The organism is Alienimonas californiensis, assembly GCF_007743815.1.
GTDB lineage: Bacteria > Planctomycetota > Planctomycetia > Planctomycetales > Planctomycetaceae > Alienimonas > Alienimonas californiensis.
On record NZ_CP036265.1, the window covers coordinates 4,060,141 to 4,076,633 of the forward strand.

Consider the following 16,493-nt stretch of genomic DNA (forward strand, 5'->3'; position numbering starts at 1 on the left):
AACTCCCGGACCGAAGCCGGACGCACGCGTCCGACTTAAGTCCTGTCGTCAGCGGCCCTTGTCCGCGATGTCGGTGCGGCACCAGGCGCCTTCCCAGCGGATGCGGCGGACCGCTTCGTAGGCCCGGCGCTTGGCGTCGGTGACGTCCTCGCCCAGCGCCGTCACGCCGAGCACGCGTCCGCCGGCGGTGACGACCTGCTCCCGGCCGTCGGCGTCCGGCGTGCCGAACTTCGTGCCGGCGTGGAACACCTCGGTGTCCGGCAGGTCGGCCGCTTCGGGCAGTCCGCGGATCGTCTTGCCGGTTTCGTAGTCGCCCGGGTAGCCCTCGCTGGCCATCACCACGCAGACCGCGGCCCGGTCGTCCCAGGTGGGGGGGGCGGCGTCCTCCAGCTTGCCGGCGGCGGCGGCCTTGAGCAGCGGGTAGAGGTCCGAGGACATCCGCATCAGCAGCGGTTGCACCTCGGGATCGCCGAAGCGGGCGTTGAACTCCAGCACCATCGGCCCCCGCCGGGTGAACATCAGCCCGGCGTAGAGGATGCCGCGGAACGGGCGGCCGTCACGCTGCATCCGGTGGACGGTCGGGATGAGGACCTGCTCGACGACCTGCTGCATGCGGCGTTCGTGGACCAGCCGGGCGGGGCTGTAGGCCCCCATCCCGCCGGTGTTCGGGCCGCGGTCGCCGTCGTGGGCGGCCTTGTGATCCTGGGCGGCGGGCAGGGGGACGATCGTGGCGCCGTCGACGATCGCCAGCACGCTGGCCTCCTCGCCGACCAGCTTCTCCTCCACGACGGCCCGAGCGCCGGCCTCGCCGAACTCCCGGTCGGCCAGCACGCGGCGGACGGCATCCATCGCTTCGTCGCGGGTGTCGCAGACGATCACGCCCTTGCCGGCCGCCAGCCCGTCCGCCTTCACGACGAGGGCCTGCTCGCTGCGGCCGCTGATCCAGTCCGCGGCGGCGTGAGCGTTGGTGAAGGTCTCGAAGGCGGCGGTCGGCACGCCGGCCCGCTTCATCAGGCCTTTACTGTAGGCCTTGCTGCCTTCCAGCTCCGCGGCGGCCTTGGACGGTCCGAACACGGCGATGCCGGCCTTCTCCAGTTCGTCGGTCAGGCCCATCACCAGCGGCCTCTCCGGGCCGATCACGACCAGATCGACCTTCCGGTCCCTGGCGAGGGCGACGAGCCCCGGCAGGTCGTCGTCCTGCACGGGCACGTTTTCCACCCCCGGTTCCGTGCCGGTGCCGGCGTTGCCGGGGGCGCAGAGCACCGTCCCGACCTCCGGGCTCTGGGCCAGCTTCCAGCAGAGCGCGTGCTCCCGCCCGCCGCCGCCCACGACCAGTACCGTCTCGCCGCCCGCGTTCATCTGTCCTGCCGTCCGCCGGGCCGCTGCCGGTCGTTTTGAGAAAGAAGTCCGGCGGGGAGTCTAGCCGGCACATCCCCCCGGGGAAGGCGGGGGCGGGGCGAACTTCGGGCCGGGGGCGTTGTCAGCCGGGGCGACCCGCGCCACCATCCCCGGCGAACCCGCTCTCCCCGCCCTCCCCGCACGGGGGGCGGACGCCCCGCCGCTCGCCACTTTCCGCCGCACCGAGAGTCTTCGATGAAGTTTGGAACCGTCGCCGTCGTGGGGGCCACCGGGGCCGTCGGACGGATCATCCGCGAACGGCTCGAAGCGCGGGAGTTCCCCGCCGATCGGTTCCGCTTTCTCGCCACCAAACGCAGCGCCGGCTCCACGATTACCTTCCGCGGACAGGAGATCACCGTCGAGGAGGTCAGTCCGGAGGCGTTCGAGGGCTGTGACCTGGTCATCGCCAGCACCCCGGACGAGGCCGCCCGCGATCTATTGCCGCACGCCCTGAAGGCCGGGGCGGTGGTGATCGACGAGTCCGGCTATTGGCGGATGAACGACGAGGTCGCGCTGGTCGTGCCGGAGATCAACCCGGACGCCGCCCGCACCGCCGCGGCGGAGGGGCGTCTGATCGCCTCGCCGAACTGCTCGACCACGCAGATGGTGCAGTGCCTCAAGCCCCTGCACGATGCGGCCGGTCTGACCCGCGTGACGGTCTCCACCTATCAGGCCGTCAGTGGCGCCGGCCTCTCCGGCACGGCGGAACTGCTCGAGTCGACGAAGGCGGCGCTGGAGAACGGTTCGTTCGTCGCCACCACCTTCCAACGGCCGATCGGCTTCAACCTGATCCCGCAGATCGGCTCCTTCAAGGAGCAGGGCGGGGAGGGGGACGGCTACACCTCCGAGGAGATGAAGATGGTCCGCGAGACCCGCAAAATCCTCGGGTTGCCGGGTTTGCGGGTGAACCCGACCTGCGTGCGGGTGCCGGTCGCGGACTGCCACAGCGAAACGATCGCCTGCGAGTTCGACCGCCCGCTCTCCGTCGCCGAGGCCCGCGAGGCGCTGGCCGCATTCCCGGGGATCGCCGTGATCGACGACCCGCTCGCCGGCAAATACCCGACGCCCCGCGACTGCGCCGGCGACGACCGCACCTTCGTCGGCCGCCTCCGCAAGGACCTCTCCTGCGAGAACGGCGTCACCTTCTGGTGCGTCTCCGACAACCTCCGCAAAGGCGCCGCGACCAACGCGGTCCAGATCGCAGAACTGCTCGCGAACGACTGAATCCCTCAAAGCAATAACGCCGAGGCCCCGCGGGGCCTCGGCGTTACTGTGTTCGTCGAAGGGAACCGGGTTCAGCGGTTCGTCATCGGGTCTTCGGGAGACTGATCCGCGAGGATGTGGGTCTCCAGGAACCGGGCGAGGGTGTGGAAGTCGCTGCCGGTCTCGATATAGCGGACCTTGGTGACGAGGTTGCCCGGGTCGACCAGCTCTTCGAACGGCACGTAGTGCAGGTCGAACTGGCGTTCGACGGAGATCATCACGCCGGTCTTTTGCTCCTCGACCAGCGCCCGGTAGGCGCCGACGCCGAGCTGGCTGCCGAGGATCACGTCAAACGCCGTCGGCCGGGCGCAGCGGCTCTCATAACCAAGCTGGAGCGGTTTGACCTTCCGCTCGCCGCCGGTCTTTTTGGCGTAGGCCGCTTCGACCCGCTCGGCGAGCAGCCGACCGAGCTGAACGTCGGCGACGGCGATGTGGCCGTGGTCGTCCCGCTCGACGCCCTCCAGGGCGCTGGCGGGCAGCAGTTCGGCGAGGCCCTCGGCGACGCAGATGATGCCGTACTGCCGGCCGTCCTCACGTTCGCGGGTGAGGATCGTGTCGACCATCCGGTCGACGACGGCCTCGAGGTTCATCATCTGGCGTTCCTTGCCGTCGACGGTCTCCGTTTGGGCGTACTTGCCGACGATGTCCTCCACGGAGATCACCAGCGAGGCGCCCCCGCTGATCGCCGTGCCGTAGGCCAGCCAGCCGGCGCTGCGGCCCATGCACTCGCAGAGGAAGTAGCTCCGCTGGGCGCGGGCGTCTTCCAGCAGGTTGCGGACCTCCTGGGCCAGCACCTCGACGGCGGTGAAGAAGCCGAAGGTGAAGTCGATCCCGTTGTAGTCGTTGTCGATCGTCTTCGGGACGTGCACCACCTTGATCTTCGGCGAGCCCTCCGGGAGGGTCTCCTGGAACAGGGCGAACTTATTCGCCGTCTTGAGCGTGTCGTCTCCGCCGATGCTGATCAGGGCGTCGACCTCCAACGACCGCAGGGCGTCGTAGACCGTCTTGAGGGGGGCGGTCTTTTCCGGGTCCTTCAGGTCGGCCGGGCACTTCACGAACTTGCCCGGGTTGGCCCGGGCGGTGCCGATCGTGATGCCGCCGGAGGTGCGGGAGCGTTCCAGCTCCTTGGTGTCGAACCGCAGGTAGGCTTCGCCCTCCTTCAGCTCCGTGCCGTCGTACTTCATCAGCTCCGAGTAGCCGTGGCGGATGCCGATGGCGTCCAGACCGCTGCGGAGGAAGGCGTCGGCGGCGGTGCTGATGACCGCGTTGGCGGCCGGGGCGGGGCCGCCGGAGAACAGCATCGCCGCCCGCTTCACGTCGGTGGTGGGAACGGGCGGACGGGCGAGGGGCGAGGGCATTCGCGGTTCGTGCGGGGAAGGGGGAACGTCCGCGGCAGCTTATCGCCCGGGCCCGCACGCGCCGAACGCCCCGGCGGGGTTCAGTCGTCGCTCGTCGCCGGCTCCGTGATCTCCGGGTCCGTGATCTCCGGCTCGGTGATCTCCGGCTCCGTGATCTCCGGGTCCGTGGAGGGCACCGGCTCGGCGTCGGCGTCCGGGTCGTCGACGGGGGCGCTCTCGCCCGGCGTCTGTTCCACCATGCCGTCCTTCGGCATCTCCGGGGGAACGAAGACCGAGTAAGCGTAGACGCCGCCGGCGATCAGCAGGGCCGCCAGCCCGATCCAGACCACGGGGCTGACGCCTCGGGCGTCCTGCTCCGTGGGGCCCGGCGTGCCGGGAGGGGGTTCGGGGTCGGACATGAGCGGTCTTCGTCGTTGTTGGGCGGGGCCGCCAAACCTAACGGCGAACCCGCTCAGCGAGCAACAGGCATGGATGCGTTCGCCCCGGGGGAACGGCCCCGCGGGCGGCGTTCAGCGGGGCAGGGTGGCGAACAGGTCGTCGTAGGCCTCCGCCCGGCGAATCTGCTCGGCGAACCGAGTTGCACCCTCGGTCCCGTCGGCACTACTTCCGTGCGGCCGCCGGGTTCGCCGTGGTGTCCGGGACCACGCCGTGATCCGTGATTACGGGCGTGTCCGTGGACACCGGGGCGCTCGCCCGGGCGTCGTGGTCGGCCGGCGGGCCGTCGGCCGGTTCCGGCGCTCCCTTGGGCCGGTCGGTCGCCCGGCTCGTCGGGCCGGACGGGTCGAGGTCGGGGACCTCGCGGTTGTCCTTCGGGGTTTGGCGAGCGTCTTGGGGGTCGGCCATCGGAAGGGGCGAGATCAAAGGGGGCAGTGGTCTGTCGGACTATACGCGGCGGGACCGGACCGACAGCGGTCGGTGACGCGACGGAAGTCCCAGCTCGCGGATTCTCAGACGTTGAGCGTGGCGAACAGGTCGTCGTAGGTCTCCGCCCGGCGAATCTGCTCGACGGAGCCGTCTTCCTTCAACAGGTACTCCGCGCTGCGGAGCTTACCGTTGTACTGGAAGCCCATGCTGTGCCCGTGGGCGCCGGCGTCGTGGATCGCCAGCACGTCCCCGCGCTCGACGGCGGGCAGTTCGCGGTCGATGGCGAACTTGTCGTTGTTCTCACACAGGGAGCCGACCACGTCGACCGGCCCGGCGCTGGGGGCGTTGACCTTCTCCCCGCCACGGCCCAGCACGCTGACGTGGTGGTAGGCGCCGTACATGCCGGGCCGCATCAGGTTCGCCATGCAGGCGTCCACGCCGACGTACCGCTTGTAGATCTCCTTGCGGTGCACCGCCTTGGTGACCAGCACGCCGTACGGGCCGGTCATGCAGCGGCCGTTCTCCATATACACCGCCAGCGGATCGAGCCCGGCGGGGAGGACGATCTCGTCGTAGGCGGCCTTCGTCCCCTCGGAGACCTGTTCGTAGCTCACCGCCTCCTGCCCGGGCCGGTAGGGGATGCCGATGCCGCCGCCGAGGTTCACGAACTCAATCCGCACGCCCGTCGCCTCGTGCACCTCGACGGCGAGGGCGAACAGCATGCGGGCGGTGTCGACGAAGAACTGCGGGTCGAGTTCGTTGCTGGCGACCATCGCGTGCAGCCCGAACCGCTTCACCCCGCCGGCCTGCGCCTGTCGGTAGCCGTCGAACAGTTGCTCGCGGGTGAAGCCGTACTTGGCGTCCTCCGGCTTGCCGATAATCGCATTTCCGCCCCGCAGGGGGCCGGGGTTGAACCGGAAACAAAGCGTCTCCGGCAGCCCGCCCGCCTCTTCGGCGACGTAGGGCAGGTGGGTCAGATCGTCCAGGTTGAGGATCGCCCCCAGCTCCTTCGCCCGACGAAACTCCACGGCGGGGGTGTTGTTGGAGGTGAACATGATCCGTTCGCCCGTCACGCCGATGCGATCGCAGAGCATCAGTTCCGCGGCGCTGGAGCAGTCCATCCCGCAGTTCTCGTCGCGGAATAGTTCCAGGATGCCCGGCGTGGGCGTCGCTTTGACCGCGAAGTATTCGCGGAAGCCCGGGTTCCAGGCGAAGGCGGCGTTCAGCCGGCGGGCGTTCGCGCGGATACCGGCCTCGTCGTAGATGTGGAACGGCGTGGGCAGTTCGTCCGCCAGTTCGCACAGCTTCGCCGCGTCGATCGGCAGCGGCTTGACCGGGGCGCCGGTTCCCTCCGCGGAGGAGGGGGCGGAGGACGAGGCGGGGGGATCGAGGACGGCGGACATCGGCACGGGCGGGGGGGACGGGGGGCGGGAGTTTAGGACCGCGAGGCCCGTCCGACAGCCGCCCGGGGGCCGGGGAGCGGCGAAGCGGCGCCCGACCGGGGTTTGCGGGTCGATACGGCCGCGACGACCGGCGTCACCGCGCATTCGGCGGCTCGGCTCCACTTCGGAGCGGGTCGCGGTCGATGTCGAACGGTGCGGGCCGGTGCGCACCCCGCATAGAGTGCCCCCGCGGGGATCGCTCGCCGGTCCCGCGTCGCTCGCCCGTTCCGTCGCCCCCGTTCGGCTCCGCCCATGCCCCGCCGCCCCGCCGAACGCCCCGCTGCCCGTACGCTGTTCGGCCGGCGTTCCACGGCGCGACGCTTCCTGACGGCGGCGCCGCTGGCCGGGGCGTTGCTCTGCCCGCTCTCCGCCCCCGCCCAGGACGAGCCGGTCGCTGATCCTTCCGCCGCAGGGCAGCCCGCCGCGGCCGCCACGGGAGCGGCGGAGATCGACGCCCCCAACCCGCTGGCCGCCGAACCGGGCACGGTGGAGGAGTTCGTCAGCGCCGCCGCCCGTCTGCGTCGCGTCGCCCGCCCCGGGCTGGCCCGGCGCTACCTGCGGACGCTGCTCGATTCGCAGCCGTCCGACGACGCCCTGCTGGAAGCCCGCGACGCCCTCGGCCCGGCGATTTTCTTCGAACTGGCCGCCGACCCGCAACTGCGTCCGGAGGGGCAGACCCTCCAGGATCGGGTGCGCGAAGCCGTGCTCGCCCGCGGCGCCGACCCGGCCCGGTTGGACGGGCTGATCGACGCCCTCATCGCGAATCAGCGGGAGCGCGAGGCCGCCACCGAGGCCCTGACCGGGTTGGGCGCCGCCGCCACGCCGCGGCTGACCGAACGGCTGGTCGCCTCGGTGGACGCCGTGACCGGCGATGCGGACCTCACGGAGGCGATCACCCGCCTGCTGGGCCGGCTGCGGGGCCTCTCCGTCCCGCCGCTGACCGCCGTGCTGCGGTCGCCGCAGGCGCCCGCCGCCGCCCGCGCCGCCGTCGCCGCCGCCCTGGGGACGACCGGGTCGCAGGAGGCGCTGGACGCCCTGCTGACCCCGGCGTTCGCCCCCGACGAAACGCCCTCCGTGCAGCTCGCGGCCCAGGCCGGCCTGCTCCGGCTGACGGACGGCGATTCGCTCCGCGGACTGGCCGACGCCGCTGCCGATCGCCTGAAGCAGCGGGCGGAGACGCTGCTGTCCGACCCGCCGGCGATCGATTCCGGCGCCGCCGACGTTCCGCTGTATCGCTACGACGCGGCTGAGAACCGCCTGATCCCGGCGCCGCTCGCCCCGGCCGTCGCGGGTCGGTATCGCGCCGCGACCGCCGCCGCCGGCGCCGCCCGGATCGCTCCCCACCGGGAGAATCTGCACGTGCTGGAACTCACCGCGGCCCTCGCCTACGAGGCGTCGCTGGCCGGTCGCGGGCAGTTCCTGCCGCGGGGCGAAGGCACGGTGCACCGGGCGGCGCTGTCGGCAGGTTCGACGCGCCTGCTGAAGGCGTTGCAGACCGCGTTGGACCTCGGGGCCTCGGACGCCGCCGCCGCCGCGTTGCAGGTGTTGCTCGACGTGCCGACGCCGGACCTTCTGCGGCCGGTCGGCGGGGGCGGTTCGCCGGTCGTGCAGGCGCTGCGGAGCCCGGCGGCGGAGGTGCGGTTCCTCGCCGCCCTGCTGGCCGCCCGCGCCAACCCGGGTCCCTCGTTCACCGAGGGCGCCGAGGTGGTCGCCGTGTTCGCCGGCGCCCTCACCGACGCCCCCGGCGGGCAGGCGGTGGTGATCGATCCCAATCCGGAGCGCGGCTCCCGCATGGCCGGCCTGCTGCAGGGCTTCGGCTATCGGGTCGATTTGTCGACCTCCGCCCGCGACGGCTTCCAGCGGGCCGCCTCGGGGTCGGGGGCGGACCTCGTGGCGATTCAGGCGAACGTGCCGGACTTTCCCGTCTCCTCCCTCGTGGCCAACCTGCGGGCGGACGCCCGCACCCGGGCCGTGCCGCTGGTGCTGTACGGCTCCGAGCGGCTCGAGCCGCCGCTGTCGGCCATCGCGAATCGGGCGGGCGAGGCCGTCTACACGGAGTTCCCCGTCGCCGCCGAAACGCTGGAGCGGCGGATCGCCCCGCTGCGTCAGGTCGCGGAGCCGCTGCCGGACGATCTGAAGGCGGAGCAGAAGCGGGCCGCCGCCTACGCCCTGTCGCGGCTGGCCGCGGGCGACGGGCGGACCTTCCCGCTGGGCGGAGCGGTTCAGGAACTGTCCGCCGCGGTCTCCGACCCGACGGTTTCGGCGAACGTCTCCGTCGCCCTCGCCGCGATTCCGGACGCGGCGGCCCAGGGTTCCCTGGCGGAAACGCTCACCGTCGTCCGTCCCGGTCCCGACGCCGAACTGGCCGCGGCGGACGCCCTCACGCAGTCGGTACGACGCTACGGCTCGCTGCTGAGCGACGACGTCGTGGACGCCCTGCGCCGTCAGGCGGCCGCCGCGCAGGATCCGCAGGTTCGGGACGCACTGCTGACGCTTTCCGCAGCGCTGCCCGACGCGGAACCGCCGCTGCCGCCGGATGTGACGCTTCCTGTTCAGGCAGCCGTGCCGCCTCAGTAAGCAGGTTGCAGCGTCAGTCAGGCGGAATGGAGCGAATTTCCGCCGGGGTTTGCTCGGATTTCGATCAGGGCGAGCGGGCGTGATTGGGGCACGGGCGGCGGGGCGATATTCTTCAGCGACCCCGCCCGTCCCGACAGCAGCCGCTCGCGTTGTCCCCGTATTTTCCTCCGGCCACGGACCGCCTTCCGGACCCAATCGATCCCGGTGCGGACCTCCATGCCCCCGTGCGCGGCATGGTGGGGGACTCCGACGCCATGCGAGAGGTCTACGCCCTCTCCCGGCGGTTCGCCCGCTCCAACTCCACCGTGCTGCTGACCGGCGAAACCGGCACCGGCAAGGAGTTGGTCGCCCGGGCGATCCATGACAACAGCCATCGGGCGGACGGGCCGTACGTCCGGGTGAACTGCGGCGCCCTCGCGGAGAGCCTGCTGGAGAGCGAACTGTTCGGTCACGCCCGCGGGGCCTTCACCAGCGCCATCGAGAACCGCACCGGCCGCTTCGAGGCGGCCCACGGCGGCACGATCTTCCTCGACGAGATCAACTCGATCTCCAAGCACCTGCAGGTCAAACTGCTCCGGGTCTTGCAGGAACAGGAGTTCGAACGCGTCGGCGACACCCGCACCATCCGCGTGAACACCCGGGTCATCGCCGCCACAAACCGGGAACTGTTGGAGGAGGTCGCCGAGGATCGCTTCCGGGAAGACCTCTACTTCCGCCTGAACGTGCTGAGCATCGACCTGCCCCCGCTGCGGGACCGCAGCGAGGATATCCCCGGCCTCGCGGAGCACTTCACCGCCGTCTACGCCGCCCGGGACAACAAGACGCCGCCGAAACTCGCGCCGGAAGTCCTGCGGCTGCTGAGTAAGTACGCCTTCCCGGGTAACGTCCGGGAGTTGCAGAACTATATCGAACGGGCGTTGGCCCTGTCCGAAGGCGGCGCCCTCACCAGCGAACTGCTGCCGGACCACGTCCGCGGCGTGCGGCCGCCGCTCAAGCTGGTCCGCAGCGGCGAAGAGGACACCGACGACCTTCGCCGCAAACTGGTGCGGCGGGAGCTGTCCGAACTGCCCGGCAGCACCGACGTGCACCCGGAGATCCTCGGTCGGCTGGAGCGGGAAGTGATGTTGCAGGTCCTCCGCGCCTGCCAGGGCGTGCAGACGAAGGCCGCGGCCCGGTTGGGCATCAATCGCAATACCCTGCACAAGAAAATCGAAGAACACGGTTTGACCGCCGAGGTCCGCTAGATTGCCCCGCCGGCGCCGCTCCGCAGGGGCGGCGCGCGAGGGCGGGGCGCCTAGAATGCGGCCGTGTCTCACGTCACCGTCTTCTGCTTCCTCGCCAGCTACGCGGTCGCCCTGACCGCGGACGCGTTGCGTCTGTGGGGCCGCACGGTCGCGCTGCGGTGGATCGCCTGGATTGCCGCGGCGGCCGGGCTGCTGGCTCACACCTGGTATCTGGCGCTCCGCTATACCGGCGAATGGGGCGAGGCCGCGGCGGCGGAGCCTTGGGGCGGCCGGGCTTGGATTTTGGCCCTGGCCTGGCTCGGGGCGGCGTACTACGTCGTCGCGACCGGCGTGGAGCGTCGGAGCGCCCTGGGCGTGTTCCTCTGGCCGCTGGTGCTGGGCCTCGTGGCCTGTAGCTACGCGGTGCCGGCGGGGCCGGTCTCCCTGTTCGGGGAGGCCGGGGGCGCCGGCGGGGCCGTGCGGGCCTGGGCGATTTTGCACGCCGCCCTGCTGTTGGGCGGGCTGCTGGGCGTGCTGGCCGGGGTGGTGACCAGCGCGATGTACCTCGTGCACCATCGCCGCCTGCGGGCCGGGAAGTTTGACCCGGACGCCGTCCCGCTGTTCAGTCTCGAACGGCTTGACCGCTGGAACCGCGGGGCGGTGGCCGTCGCGGTGCCGCTGCTGGTCCTGGGGGTGACGATCGGTCTCGGGCTGGTCGTCGCCGGGGGGGAAGGAGCCGTCGGCGGGTTGTGGGACCCGGTGGTGATCGGCACCACGCTGGGCGTCTTCGCCGCGGGGCTGGCGGTGGGCGGGTTCGTGCGGCGGAAAGGGCAGGCGGGCCGCGGCGTGGCCCTCCGCACGCTGCTGGCCTTCGGGTTCCTGCTGGTGACGGTCGTCGGTTTACAGGTGCTCGCCGGGGACGGCGGCCTGCTGGAAAGCTGGCACGCCGGCGGGGGGGCGACTCCGTGAACTCCGCCGTGCCCGCCCCGGATCTCGGGGTCGTGTTCTGTTCGCATCACACCGCGGACGTGAGTCTGCGGGAGCGCCTCGGCTTCTCCGCCGAGGCGCTGGGCGACGCCTACGCCAAACTCCGCGAACGCTTCCCGGCTTCCGAACTGGTTGTGCTCTCCACCTGCAACCGGGTTGAGGTCTATTCCGCCGTGCCGCCGCCCGCGGCCGGGGGGCAGGCCGGGCTGGCCCCGCGACTGTCGGATCTCGCCGGCTTCCTCTCGGAGTTCCACGCGATCCCGGAGGACGCCTTCGCCTCCCACCTGCTGGAACGTCGCGGCCCGGACGCGGTGCGGCACCTGTTCGAGGTCTCCGCCAGCCTCGACAGCCTTGTACTGGGCGAATCGCAGATCGTCGGCCAGGTGCGGGACGCCTACGACCTCGCCCAACGCTACGAGGCCTGCGGCCCGCTCACGCACGCCCTGTTCCAGGCCGCCTTCCGCACCGCCAGTCGGGTGCGGCGGGAGACGAAGTTGTCCGACGGCCGCACGAGCATCGCCAGCGTCGCCGTCGGCCAGTTCGGGCGGAACATCTTCGAGCGGTTCACCGACAAAACCGTGCTGGTGATCGGCTCCGGCGAGATGGCGGACGAAACCCTCCGCTACCTGCACGACGAGGGCACCGGCCGGGTGGTCATCGTGAACCGCTCCCCGGAGCGGGCCCTCGCCCTCGCCGAGGCCCGCGGCGGGGAGGTGCGGCCGTGGGACGAACTGGACCGCTGGCTGGGCGAGGCGGACGTGATCGTCTCCGCCACCGGCGCGACGACGCCGGTCGTGAGCCGCGAACGCTTCGCCGCCGCCCGGGCCGCGGCGAAGGGGCGGCGCTCTGGCAAACCGGTCTTCATTTTGGACCTCGGCCTGCCGCGGGACTTCGACCCGGCCGTCTCCCGCGTGGACTCCAACGTCTTCCGGTACGACATCGACGACCTGGAGGCGACCTGCGACGCCAACCGCCGCCGGCGGGAAAAGGAGATCGGCCGGGCGAAGGGGATCGTCGAGGAAGAGACGCAGGCGTTCCTCCGCGGCCTCGTGCACCGGGCGACCGGGCCGGTGATCCGCCGACTGCGGGACGAATGGACCGCCGTCCGCGACGCCGAGTTGCAGCAGCTCTACGCCCGCCGCCCCGACTGGACCGACGACGACCGGGCCGCGGTGGAACGCAGCGTCGACCGGATCGTCAACAAACTGCTCCACCCGCCGTTGGAGGCGTTGAAGGACGAAGCCCGCCGCGGCGAACACGCCACGCTGCTGGACAGTTTTCGCAGGCTCTTCGGCATCTGAGGCGAACCAAGGCGAGCGGTGGGCGTCAGCCCTCCGTGTCATCGGGCTGTTGCGAACACACGGAGGGCTGACACCCCCCGCTCGCCCCTGACGCGCCTACAGAATCAGCATGGCGTCGCCGTAGCTGAAGAAGCGGTAGCCTTCCGTGACGGCCTCCCGGTACGCCGCCAACACTCGCTCCCGGCCTGCGAGGGCCGAGACCAGCACGAGGAGCGTGCTTTTCGGCAGGTGGAAGTTCGTCAGCAGGCCGTCGATCCCCGCGAAGCGGTACGGGGGATGGATGAAGATCTCCGTCTGCCCGCAGAACGGCCCGACGGCGCCGCCGTTCGCCTGCGCCGCGGCCTCGAGCGTGCGGCAGGCGGTCGTGCCGACCGCGACGACCCGCCCGCCGGCCTCCCGCGTCGCCCGCACCTCGGCCGCCGTCGCGGGGGAGAGTTCGCAGAACTCCGCGTGCATCCGGTGCTCGACGAGCGAATCGCCGGACATCGGCCGGAACGTGCCGACTCCCACATGGAGAGTCACCCGGGAGACATTGACTCCCGTTGACTCACACGCCGCGATTAGCTCTGGCGTGAAGTGCAGTCCCGCGGTCGGGGCCGCGACCGAGCCGGGGCGGTCGGCGAAGACGGTCTGATAGTCGGTGCGGTCCTGCTCGTCCGGGTCGTCCCGGCCGATGTAGGGCGGCAGCGGGATGGAGCCGACCGCCTCCAACGCCGCGAACGGGGAGGCCGCCGCCGCGTCGTCCAGCGGGAGGGCGGTCCAGACGCCGCCGGGTTCCCGCCGCTCCATCCGCAGCCGGAGCGTCGCCCCGTCCGCCCCCTCGGCCCGCACCGTTTCGCCGGGCGTCAGCGTGCCGCGGGTCTTCGACATCACCCGCCAGGCCCCGCCGCCGTCCGCTTCGACCGACAGAAACAGCCCCTCCCACTTCCCCCCGGTCGCCTCCCGCACCCCGCGGAGCCGGGCGGGGACGACCCGGGAATCGTTCAGCACCAGCCGATCGCCAGGCGCCAAGAGGCTCGGCAGGTCCGCGATGGAGCGGTGGCCGACGGCGCCGGTCTCGCGGTCGAGGGTCAGTAAACGGGCCGTCCCGCGAGGCGCCGGGCGGGCGGCGATCTGCTCCGGCGGCAGGTGGTAGTCGTACGCGGCGACGGACAGGTCCGCGGGGTCTTCCGGCGACGAATCGGGCGGGGGCGTGGGCATGCGGGTACCCTATCGCCGAACCGATGCCCGTCTCGCCCCCGGACCCCCCCGCCGCTCCGCTCCCGTTGGCGGCGGTGATTACCGAACTCGACCCCGGCGGGGCGGAGCAGGCCTTCGTGCGGGTGGTTCTCGGCCTGAAAGGACGGGGCTGGGCACCGCACATGTTTGCCCTGCGGGGTGGGAGTCTGCGGGAGTCATTTATCTCCGCGGGTGTCCCGGTGACGCTGATGGACTCTCTGCCCGGCGTCGACCCGCGACCGCTGCGGCGTTACCTCCGGCAGGAACGCCCGCCGGCGGTGCTGTCGTTCCTCTTCCACGCCAACCTGCTCACCCGCCTGACCGCGGCTTCCGCGGGACGGCCGGCGGTGGTATGCGGGGTGCGGGTCGCGGAGCGGCGCCGCAACGGCCATCGCCTGCTGGACCGCCTGACGGCCCCGCTGGTCGATCGCTGGGTCTGCGTCGGCGAGAGCGTCCGCCGGTTCTGCGTCGCCTCCCCGCTGGCCGGCGGGGGCGGGCTGCCGGTAGCCCGCGTCGTGACGATCCCGAACGGCGTGGACGCCGAACGCTGGGCCGACGCCGCCCCGGCCGACCGGGCGGCGCTGCGACTGCCGCCGCACGGGCCGGTGTTGCTGTTCGCGGGACGGCTCGACGTGCAGAAGGACCCGGACACGCTGCTGGAGGCCTTCGCCCGGCTCGACCGTCGTGACGCTCACCTGTTGATCGCCGGCGACGGACCGCTCGCGGAGCGGGTGCGGCTGTGGGCCGCGACGAACCTGGCCGGGGAGCGGGTGCGGACGCTCGGCCGGCGGGACGACCTGCCGGCGCTGATGCGGCTGGCGGACGCGTTCGTCCTGCCCAGTCGGTGGGAGGGCACGCCGAACGTGCTGCTGGAGGCCGCCGCGGCCGGCGTGCCGATCGTCGCCACGGCCGTCGACGGGACTGCGGAGGTGTTCACGCACAAGGAGACCGCCCGGCTGGTCCCCGTCGGAGACACGGCGGCCCTCGCGGAGGAGCTGCGTTGGACGCTCGATCATCCCGCCGACGCCGCGGCCATGGCGGAGCGGGCGCGGGCCGTCGTCCTCCAGAACCACTGCTGGGAGGCGGTCGTCGCCGCCTACGACGCCCTGCTGCGGGAGGCGATCAGCGAACGGGCCGCCGGTCGGCGTCCCGGGCGGTGACTGGACTGGGGAGCGGGGCCGCGTCGCCCGCCACCCGCAGGCGGCGGAGGCCGAATCGCAGCACATTCGCCGCGGCCGGGGCGGCGACGGAGCCGCCGCCGCGCGTCTCCCCCTGCGGATCGTGCACCACGCAGACGGCCAGCAGCCGCGGCGCCCGCACCGGCCCGCCGATCACGGCGGAGGCGGTCGTGCGGTCCTCGGCGTAGCGGCCGGCCTCGGCGTCCCAGAGTTGGGCGGTGCCCGTCTTGCCGAACAGGCGGTAGTCGTCGCCCCGGGTCCGGCGGGCGGTGCCTTCCTCCACGACGGCGGCCAGCGGACCGGCGACCAGCCAGTCGGCCCATTCCCGCGGCAACACCCGCGAGGCCACCGGCGGCCGGCCCCCCCGCACCAGCGTGAGCGGCAACAGGGTGCCGCCGTTCGCCAGCGCCCCGTGGGCCGCGGCGAGGTGGGCCGCGGTCACGGTCAGTTCGTGGCCGATCGGCACCGATTGCGTGCTGTAGTCGTCCCATCCCTCCAGCGGACGGAGCGAGCCGGCGGCCGGCCCCGGCAGATTCGCCCCGACCGGCCGGCCGAAGCCGTACGTCGCCGCGATGCGGTGCAGCGTGGCATTGCCCATCCGCCCGGCCAGTTTGGCGACGCCGATGTTGCTGGAGTGAATGAGGATCTCCCCCGGCGTGAGCGCCCCCCGGCGGGCGACGTCCCGCAGCAGACGGCCGGTGCCGGGCACCTGCCAGCGGCCGTTTTCGCAGTCGATCGTCTCGTCGACGGTGGCGAACCCCTCCGCCAGGGCGGCGCCGACGAACAGCGGTTTGACGGTGGAGCCGGGCTCGAACGGCGTGCCGAAGGCGTGATGCGTCCAGGCGGCGGGGGGCAGGCCGGCGAGGTTCTCCGGGTCGAACGCCGGGCGGCTGGCGGCGGCGAGGGTCTCGCCGGTGTGTGGATCAGTGATCAGCAGGCAGGACCAGACCGGGGCGAACTCCGCCTGCACGTGGTCCAGCTCCGCCTCGGCGAAGCGCTGGATCGCGGCGTCGATCGTCAGGGCCACGTCCTCCCCGGGCACCGGCGGGCGGGAGCGGTTTTCCAGCACCGCCCGCGAGGCGCCGCGGGCGTCCCGCACGCTCGTCCGCACCCCCGGCACGCCGCGGAGCCGGGCGTCGAGAACCCGCTCCATCCCGTTCACCCCCCGGCCGTCCAGGTTCCGCAGGCCCACGACCGAGCCGCCCACCCGTCCCAGCGGCGTGCGGCGGCGGTATTCGGCACGAAAGCCCCACCATTCGTCGGGCAGGGCGAGGTCGCGGACCCGCCCGGCGGTGTCTTCGTCGAGCCGGCGCCGAACCCAGAGGAACCAGCCGTCCGGCCGCTCGCGGATCTTCTGCTCCAGGTCCGCGGCGTCGGCGTCGATCGCCTCCGCGAGCGTGGCGCAGCAGGCGGCGATCTCCTCCGCGGGAATGGCCCGCGGGACGAGGTAGAGGCTGTCGGCCGTCACCGTGGTGGCGAGCAGGCGGCCGTGGCGATCGAGCAAGTCGCCGGGGCGGGCGGGGAGGGTCGTTTCGACCTGCCGCTGCCGGACGGCCGTCGCGGCGAGGCTCTCGCCCCCGCCGATCGCCAACACGGCCAACCGCACCGCGATCGCCGCGGCGAATGCGGCGAGTCCGAGGAACGCCGCCGTTTCACGCAGTCGGGGCGGCGCGGGCATGGGGGA

13 protein-coding genes are annotated in these 16,493 nt (G+C 72.3%); 6 read left to right on the top strand and 7 right to left on the bottom strand.

The genetic code is table 11. The annotated features are described in order from the left end of the window. Window positions 1-48 precede the first annotated feature (48 nt). Window positions 49-1,359: a phosphoribosylamine--glycine ligase gene (gene purD / locus CA12_RS16055; RefSeq protein WP_145360040.1), complete on the bottom strand. Its 1,311-nt coding sequence runs from the start codon at window positions 1,357-1,359 to the stop codon at window positions 49-51. Window positions 1,360-1,593: 234 nt separating this feature from the next. On the opposite strand from purD, the gene CA12_RS16060 reads away from it, so the two are divergent. Then, complete coding sequence (locus tag CA12_RS16060; RefSeq protein WP_145360041.1) at window positions 1,594-2,622, top strand: aspartate-semialdehyde dehydrogenase; 1,029 nt, start codon at window positions 1,594-1,596, stop codon at window positions 2,620-2,622. Window positions 2,623-2,693: 71 nt separating this feature from the next. Here the strand turns inward: CA12_RS16060 and CA12_RS16065 are convergent, their stop codons facing one another. From CA12_RS16065 to CA12_RS16080, 4 genes are all read right to left on the bottom strand, one after another. Next, window positions 2,694-4,019 (bottom strand): 6-phosphofructokinase, encoded by a 1,326-nt coding sequence (locus CA12_RS16065; RefSeq protein ID WP_145360042.1) that lies wholly within the window; start codon window positions 4,017-4,019, stop codon window positions 2,694-2,696. Between the two features lie 80 nt (window positions 4,020-4,099). Further along, entirely contained in the window at window positions 4,100-4,417 is a 318-nt protein-coding gene (locus tag CA12_RS16070) for a hypothetical protein (protein ID WP_145360043.1), read from the bottom strand. A gap of 202 nt (window positions 4,418-4,619) precedes the next feature. Then, a complete protein-coding gene (locus tag CA12_RS16075) occupies window positions 4,620-4,862 on the bottom strand; it encodes a hypothetical protein (protein ID WP_145360044.1) in 243 nt (80 codons plus the stop codon). A 104-nt stretch (window positions 4,863-4,966) separates the two neighbouring features. Next, window positions 4,967-6,286: a diaminopimelate decarboxylase gene (locus CA12_RS16080; RefSeq protein WP_145360045.1), complete on the bottom strand. Its 1,320-nt coding sequence runs from the start codon at window positions 6,284-6,286 to the stop codon at window positions 4,967-4,969. Between the two features lie 291 nt (window positions 6,287-6,577). Between CA12_RS16080 and CA12_RS16085 the strand changes: the two genes are divergently transcribed. The 4 genes from CA12_RS16085 to hemA all read left to right on the top strand — a co-directional run bounded on the left by CA12_RS16085 (window position 6,578) and on the right by hemA (window position 12,413). Continuing rightward, window positions 6,578-8,902 carry a response regulator gene (locus CA12_RS16085; protein ID WP_145360046.1) on the top strand — a complete coding sequence of 775 codons (2,325 nt, stop codon included), beginning with the start codon at window positions 6,578-6,580 and terminating at the stop codon, window positions 8,900-8,902. A 233-nt stretch (window positions 8,903-9,135) separates the two neighbouring features. Then, window positions 9,136-10,146: a sigma-54 interaction domain-containing protein gene (locus CA12_RS16090; protein WP_145360047.1), complete on the top strand. Its 1,011-nt coding sequence runs from the start codon at window positions 9,136-9,138 to the stop codon at window positions 10,144-10,146. A 63-nt stretch (window positions 10,147-10,209) separates the two neighbouring features. Beyond that, the gene (gene ccsA, locus CA12_RS16095; protein ID WP_145360048.1) at window positions 10,210-11,094 is read left to right on the top strand and encodes a cytochrome c biogenesis protein CcsA; all 885 of its coding nucleotides are present in this window, start codon (window positions 10,210-10,212) and stop codon (window positions 11,092-11,094) included. An 8-nt stretch (window positions 11,095-11,102) separates the two neighbouring features. Then, entirely contained in the window at window positions 11,103-12,413 is a 1,311-nt protein-coding gene (gene hemA, locus CA12_RS16100; RefSeq protein ID WP_145360049.1) for a glutamyl-tRNA reductase, read from the top strand. A gap of 96 nt (window positions 12,414-12,509) precedes the next feature. Here the strand turns inward: hemA and queA are convergent, their stop codons facing one another. Continuing rightward, entirely contained in the window at window positions 12,510-13,613 is a 1,104-nt protein-coding gene (gene queA, locus CA12_RS16105) for a tRNA preQ1(34) S-adenosylmethionine ribosyltransferase-isomerase QueA (protein WP_145360050.1), read from the bottom strand. A gap of 23 nt (window positions 13,614-13,636) precedes the next feature. Here queA and CA12_RS16110 point away from each other — a divergent pair, with 23 nt between their 5' ends. Then, entirely contained in the window at window positions 13,637-14,791 is a 1,155-nt protein-coding gene (locus CA12_RS16110; RefSeq protein ID WP_145360051.1) for a glycosyltransferase, read from the top strand. Here CA12_RS16110 and CA12_RS16115 read toward each other — a convergent pair. Further along, on the bottom strand, window positions 14,754-16,487 hold the full coding sequence (locus tag CA12_RS16115; protein ID WP_145360052.1) for a peptidoglycan D,D-transpeptidase FtsI family protein: 1,734 nt from the start codon (window positions 16,485-16,487) through the stop codon (window positions 14,754-14,756). The two genes, CA12_RS16110 and CA12_RS16115, sit on opposite strands and share 38 nt — an antisense overlap. Window positions 16,488-16,493: the final 6 nt, after the last annotated feature.

Bases quoted from the DNA above. Each gene is read 5' to 3' on its own strand.
- purD (WP_145360040.1), bottom strand. From the start codon at position 1,359: ATGAACGCGGGCGGCGAGACGGTACTGGTCGTGGGCGGCGGCGGGCGG.
- CA12_RS16060 (WP_145360041.1), top strand. From the start codon at position 1,594: ATGAAGTTTGGAACCGTCGCCGTCGTGGGGGCCACCGGGGCCGTCGGA.
- CA12_RS16065 (WP_145360042.1), bottom strand. From the start codon at position 4,019: ATGCCCTCGCCCCTCGCCCGTCCGCCCGTTCCCACCACCGACGTGAAG.
- CA12_RS16070 (WP_145360043.1), bottom strand. From the start codon at position 4,417: ATGTCCGACCCCGAACCCCCTCCCGGCACGCCGGGCCCCACGGAGCAG.
- CA12_RS16075 (WP_145360044.1), bottom strand. From the start codon at position 4,862: ATGGCCGACCCCCAAGACGCTCGCCAAACCCCGAAGGACAACCGCGAG.
- CA12_RS16080 (WP_145360045.1), bottom strand. From the start codon at position 6,286: ATGTCCGCCGTCCTCGATCCCCCCGCCTCGTCCTCCGCCCCCTCCTCC.
- CA12_RS16085 (WP_145360046.1), top strand. From the start codon at position 6,578: ATGCCCCGCCGCCCCGCCGAACGCCCCGCTGCCCGTACGCTGTTCGGC.
- CA12_RS16090 (WP_145360047.1), top strand. From the start codon at position 9,136: ATGGTGGGGGACTCCGACGCCATGCGAGAGGTCTACGCCCTCTCCCGG.
- queA (WP_145360050.1), bottom strand. From the start codon at position 13,613: ATGCCCACGCCCCCGCCCGATTCGTCGCCGGAAGACCCCGCGGACCTG.
- CA12_RS16110 (WP_145360051.1), top strand. From the start codon at position 13,637: ATGCCCGTCTCGCCCCCGGACCCCCCCGCCGCTCCGCTCCCGTTGGCG.
- CA12_RS16115 (WP_145360052.1), bottom strand. From the start codon at position 16,487: ATGCCCGCGCCGCCCCGACTGCGTGAAACGGCGGCGTTCCTCGGACTC.